Origin of the sequence: Protofrankia sp. Cr1 (assembly GCF_963555865.1) — a bacterium.
Taxonomy (GTDB): Bacteria; Actinomycetota; Actinomycetes; order Frankiales; family Frankiaceae; genus Protofrankia.
The window spans coordinates 1-5,410 of record NZ_CAUVXO010000352.1; the positions used below are offsets into that span (position 1 = coordinate 1).

Genomic DNA, 5,410 nt, shown 5'->3' on the forward strand with positions numbered 1-5,410 from the left:
CCCACGGGGCGACGAAGACGAACCTCCGGGCTCAGACGAGAGGAAGTCGCGGTTCTCGCGGGCCTGAGTCCGACCTGGTATACATACCTTGAGCAGGGTCGGGACATTCACCCGTCGCACGAGGTTCTGGATAGCCTCGTCCGAATGCTGCAGCTGAACGACGACGAACGCAGCTACATTTACCTCCTCGCTTACGGTCAACGACCGGTCAAGGACAGTCCGTTACGCGAGGCCAACACAGAGGCCATCCTCTGGCAGATCGCCGACGCGTACAAGCCCAGCCCCGTTTACGTCGCGAACCAGGTTGCTGACGTACTGACCTGGAACGCCGCCGCTACCGAGTGGTACACCGACTTCGCCAAGCTGCCGGACGAGCATCGCAACACCGTGTGGTGGACGCTCATGGAACCCGACGCACGCGAACGTCTGGTGATGTGGGATGACGAGGCCAAGGACGTCATCGGCCGCCTGCGTGCCGTCTCGGCGGTCAGGCCCGGCGACCGACGGCTGAGCCAACTGATCGCCGATCTCATGAAGGGAAGCCCGGAGATGCGGCGATGGTGGTCCGACCACGAGATACGCAGTCAGGCGCCCCGGGTCCGGTGGTTGCGGCATCCGCAGCTCGGGGTTCGGGCGATGAACCTCGTGGTCGCCTATCCGGCCGGTATGGACGGGATCGGAATCGCCTTCCATCTTCCCGTCCCGGACGACGAGGATGTGTAGGTTGCGGCCGGCAGGGCTCGTCACGACCTCGGCGAAGGATGCACCGACCGACGAGTCGGCGCCTACCGCCCCCGCAGCGCTCCCGGCTTCAGCATAGGCGAACGGGGTGCGTGATGGGTGTACAGGTGTATTCCGCGAAGACATCGGTCCCGCAGGGCGGTAGTCTCGATCTCCATCTCAATGCGGACTCGGGCGCTGGAACCGGCGCGACCGTGGTGGTCACCGAATTCGTCAGCGGCAACGAGATGGCACGGTTCACCGTGCATGTCGACGCACACCCAACCCCTGGCGATCCCGCGGCCGACCGGGGCTGGCCCGTCGGGTTCACCCTCGATGTTCCGCAGTCCTGGCCGAGCGGCCTGTACGCCGTCGATCTCACCCCGGGAACGCCGGGCCAGAGCCGTGCCTTCTTCGTGGTGCGCTCGGCCGAACCTGGTGTCCACGCCCACATACTGGTGTCGATTCCGTTCCCGACCTTTCATGCCTATGCCTGGTGCGGCACGGCTGGCGCCTCGCCGTACTGGACCGAGCAACCCGACCGTGGTCGGCGAGTAAGCCTGCACCGGCCGAGTTCGAGCGGCCCGGGCTGGGAGGTCTCGATCCTGCAGTGGCTCGCCACCAGCGGGTTCGCCGTGGACTACTGCTCCGGCTTCGACCTGCACGACGACGCACGCGACGACCCACGCGACGGTCTGCACCTGCTGCGCGCCTACCAGGTGCTCGTCTGCGTCGGGCACGACGAATACTGGACGGCCGAAATGCGCGACACCGCCGAGCAGTTCCTGGCCGCCGGCGGCAACATCGCATTCCTCACGGGCAACACCTGCTGGTGGCAGTTCCGGCTTGAGGACGATGGCCGCACCTTCGTCTGTCACCGCGATGCCGCTGAAGACCCGCTCACCGGGATTGACAACGCCCGCGTCACCGTCGAGTGGTCCAGTGCGCCGGTCAACCGCCCGGAGAACGCTCTCACCGGTACCAGCTTCCGCCGTGGCGCGGGTTGCTGGGGCGACATGAGCGTGATGGACAGTACCGCCTGGACGGTCCGATTCGCCGATCACTGGGCCTTCGAGGGCACCGGACTGGCTGACGGTGACACCTTCGGAATCGGGACGGTCGGCTATGAGACCGACGCCGCCGACGTGGTCGTGGAGGATGGTGTCCCTCGTGTCACCGGCCGGGATGGCACCCCCACGACCTTCGTCGTCCTCGCCACAGCTGACCTGTCCGACTGGCGCCGCTTGGGGCAGGGCGGTGCCGCAACCATGGGTGTGTTCCGGGCATCCGGCGGCGGCACAGTGTTCAACGTCGCCACGACCGGATGGGGTGGCGGGCTCGGTAGCTCCCCGGATCCGACAGTCGACCGGATCACCCGTAATGTCCTCACCCGGCTGAGCGACCCGTGGCCGGCCACGAACTGGGAACGGATCGGTCGCGCGAGCACGGTGACCGCACTCGTCGCCTGCGAGAACACCGTGTTCGCCGCCGCCGGGAACATGCTGTGGGCCCGGGATCCGGTCGGCCAGAACCTCGTCTGGAGCCGGATCGGGCCCGCGGGCCGTGTCCGCGCGTTGGCCGGCCCACGCGAGGCCACCGGCGCCCAACCGGTCTGCCTGTACGCCGTGACCACCGACGACCAGCTGTGGCAGCGCGAGCCCGTCCGCCGCGACGTCGGCTGGGTCCCGATCGGGACCGCACCGGGGGTGGTCGCGCTCGCGGCGTGCTTCGAGGGGCTGTTCGGCGCGACCGCCGACGGCGATCTCGTCCACCTCCGCTTCGACCGGATCGGCCAGGACCAGGTCTGGACCTGGGTGGGTCCCGCCGACAACGTCATCGCCATGACCAGTACCAGCGGCCGGCTCTACTGCGTCACCCGGGATCAGACCCTCTGGATGCGGCTTCCGGTCCTGCACGACGTCGCCTGGACGGCGGTCGGAAGTATCCCGGCACCCGCCACCGGGTTGGCCGGCCATGCCGGAAAATTGATCATCAGCACCATCTGCAATCGGCTGTGGTGGCGCGACGCCGTACGTTGACGCTCGGGCACCGTTGATCCAGAACGGCCCCTGTCGCGGTTCCTATTTCGGTGTAGCGCGTCTCACTATCTGCCACCGGCCTCAACCTGGCACTGCCAGTGCCAGATTCACCATGCCTGGCACCACGGGTCCATGCGTCATGTAGCCACAGTTCAGGAATACCCGCACATACACGGTCTGTTTCTCCCGGGTCCAGGCGAAGAGACTGGTACCAGACACCAGGGACAGAAGCGGATGATGCACCGGGCACGATTTCAAGATCGGCTGCCATGGGCATCCTTCAGTATTCGTGAGCGACTATTTTGCTGTGCCTGCCGGCCAGCACAGGAAACAGAACGGGAGAAAGACATGAGCACTGCAACTATGAGCACGAGCACTGCAACTATGAGTACGCACCGGGCCGGGACCGGTGCTTCGCTGTCCCTACCGACACAGCGCTGCGCGGTTGCCGCGCCATCGCCCTTTACCCGCATCCTGCTTGCGCCCGGAACCGGACTGCTGCGGCGGCCGGTGTCGCTCGCGAGGGTCGGGCTATTAATGACCGCCGGCGCGCTACCGGTGCTGTCAATCCCGCTCTACGTCTTCAACCTGCTCCCCATCAGCGCATCAGCCCGCTTCCTGGTACTGCCGCTCGCCGTCATCGTGATTGCGATGGCACTACACCGGTCGGTGGAGGCACGATGGGCGGTCCGGGGATTCACCGCCGGATTGATCGCCGTCACCGCCTATGATGCCCTACGGATGCCGATGGTATACACCAAGATCTGGCCGGACTTCATCCCGCGACTCGGTGGTTGGATCATCGGGGATGTACCCACGAATATTCCGGTCGGCTATGCCTGGCGTTACATCGGTGACGGCGGTGGCATCGGAATGGCCTTCTTCGTGCTGTGCGGCGCCGTGGGTCTGTGGCGGTTTCCGGCTCTTGCCCGGCGTCCGATCCTGTTGGGCATCGGTTACGGCATCTTCGTGTGGTCAGGCCTGGTCGCCACCATCGCCCTGTCGAGCCGTGGTACGGAACTGCTCTTCCCGCTCAGCTGGCAGTCCCTTGGCCTGTCCCTCACCGGACATCTGATTTACGGTTCCGTCCTTGGTATCTACCTGCGGCGGGCGCTGGCAACCGAGCGTCGCCTCGCGCTGGCAGCCTGAGTCAGCCGTTACCACCAACCCTGTTTCTACCGGCCGCGCGGGCGGCCCGACTCCTGGAACAGAGGACTCCATGCATACGACAATCGTGGTCTTACGGATCATTTTCACCGGCGTGCTGTCGACCTATGTCCTTCTCATCATCGGCTACCTGGCAACGCAGATTCGCTTCGCGCACCGGACGTATCGGCGGCAGCGAGCCGTCCCGGGAAACGTCGGACCCGCCGCCGCACTACCCACCGTCGATGTGATCATTCCGTGCTTCAACGAACAACCGGAAGTGCTCGCATCCTGTTTGCGCTCCGTGGCGAACCAGGACTACGAAGGCATTCTCACGGTGTACGTCGTCGACGACGGCTCACGGAACCGCCAGCAGCTCCAGGCCGTTTACGATGAATTCGGTCGCGACCGACGATTTGTGATCCTCCCGCTGACAGCCAACGTGGGAAAGCGGAAGGCCCAGGTAGCGGCCATCCGTCAATCGGTCGGCGACCTTGTCGTGGCAATCGACTCCGACACGACCATCGAGCCCGACGTCGTAGGCAAACTGGCGGCGGCGATGGCCGACCCCGGGGTGGGTGCGGCGATGGGCCACATGGTGGCGAGCAACAGTCGGGCGACCTGGCTCACCCGACTGGTCAACATGGAGTACTGGATCGCCTGCAACCAGGAACGGGCCGCTCAGTCCGTCTTCGGAGCGGTGATGTGCTGCTGCGGGCCGTGCGCGGTCTACCGGCGCTCCGCGCTCACCGCCGTCCTCGACGACTACGAGACCCAGATGTTTCGTGGGCGACCGAGCGACTTCGGAGAGGATCGCCACCTGACGATTCTCATACTGCGGTCGGGTCTGCGCACCGTCTATGTCCCGGACGCGACGGCCGCGACCGTCGTCCCCGAACGGATGCGCCCCTACCTGCGCCAGCAGCTCCGGTGGGCCCGCAGTACCTATCGGGACACCCTCCTTGCCATCAGGCTCCTTCCCCGCCTGCACCGCTATCTGACACTTGACGTCGTCGGGCAGAATCTGGCGCCGTTGTTACTCGTCCTGTCAATGACCACAGGCCTCGCTCTTGTCGCTGTGTCCGCGGCTCCACCGCCGTGGTGGTCGATCGCCACAATAGCAGGACTCTCGTTGCTGCAGTGCACCTATGGCGCCTGGCGTACCAGGAAAATGGCGTTCTTCGCGTTTGCCTTCCACGAATTCATCAACATCGGCCTGCTCATTCCCCTGAAGCTCTATGCACTCTGCACCCTGGGCAACACGACCTGGGGTTCACGCACTCTGCCTGCGACGCAGCACACGAGCGCAATGCAGCATGTCATTACAACGACCGGGATCCCGGCGTACGCCGATTCCCGGGGCACACATGAGGAGGTTGTACCACTATGAAACCAGCAATTGCTGTCGAAGGTCTGGTAAAACGTTACGGGGACGCGCACGCTCTGGACGGACTAAATCTGGAGGTCCAGCCAGGAACCGTCCTCGGCCTGCTCGGTCCGAACGG

At 65.2% G+C, this 5,410-nt stretch carries 4 protein-coding genes; all 4 read left to right on the forward strand.

Annotated features, from left to right (window positions below; genetic code table 11):
• On the forward strand, positions 1 to 723 hold a 723-nt coding region (locus tag U9980_RS21050), incomplete at its 5' end, for a helix-turn-helix transcriptional regulator (RefSeq protein ID WP_322769499.1).
• Between the two features lie 113 nt (positions 724 to 836).
• A complete protein-coding gene (locus tag U9980_RS21055; RefSeq protein ID WP_322769500.1) occupies positions 837 to 2,759 on the forward strand; it encodes a N,N-dimethylformamidase beta subunit family domain-containing protein in 1,923 nt (640 codons plus the stop codon).
• Positions 2,760 to 3,107: 348 nt separating this feature from the next.
• Positions 3,108 to 3,908 (forward strand): hypothetical protein, encoded by an 801-nt coding sequence (locus U9980_RS21060; protein WP_322769501.1) that lies wholly within the window; start codon positions 3,108 to 3,110, stop codon positions 3,906 to 3,908.
• A 70-nt stretch (positions 3,909 to 3,978) separates the two neighbouring features.
• Positions 3,979 to 5,295, forward strand: coding sequence for a chitooligosaccharide synthase NodC (gene nodC / locus U9980_RS21065; protein ID WP_322769502.1), 1,317 nt, complete (start codon positions 3,979 to 3,981; stop codon positions 5,293 to 5,295).
• The last annotated feature ends 115 nt before the right edge of the window (positions 5,296 to 5,410 follow it).

What these genes read in the sequence shown, in the direction of transcription:
- U9980_RS21055 (WP_322769500.1), top strand. Translation starts at nt 837, where the DNA reads ATGGGTGTACAGGTGTATTCCGCGAAGACATCGGTCCCGCAGGGCGGT.
- U9980_RS21060 (WP_322769501.1), top strand. Translation starts at nt 3,108, where the DNA reads ATGAGCACTGCAACTATGAGCACGAGCACTGCAACTATGAGTACGCAC.
- nodC (WP_322769502.1), top strand. Translation starts at nt 3,979, where the DNA reads ATGCATACGACAATCGTGGTCTTACGGATCATTTTCACCGGCGTGCTG.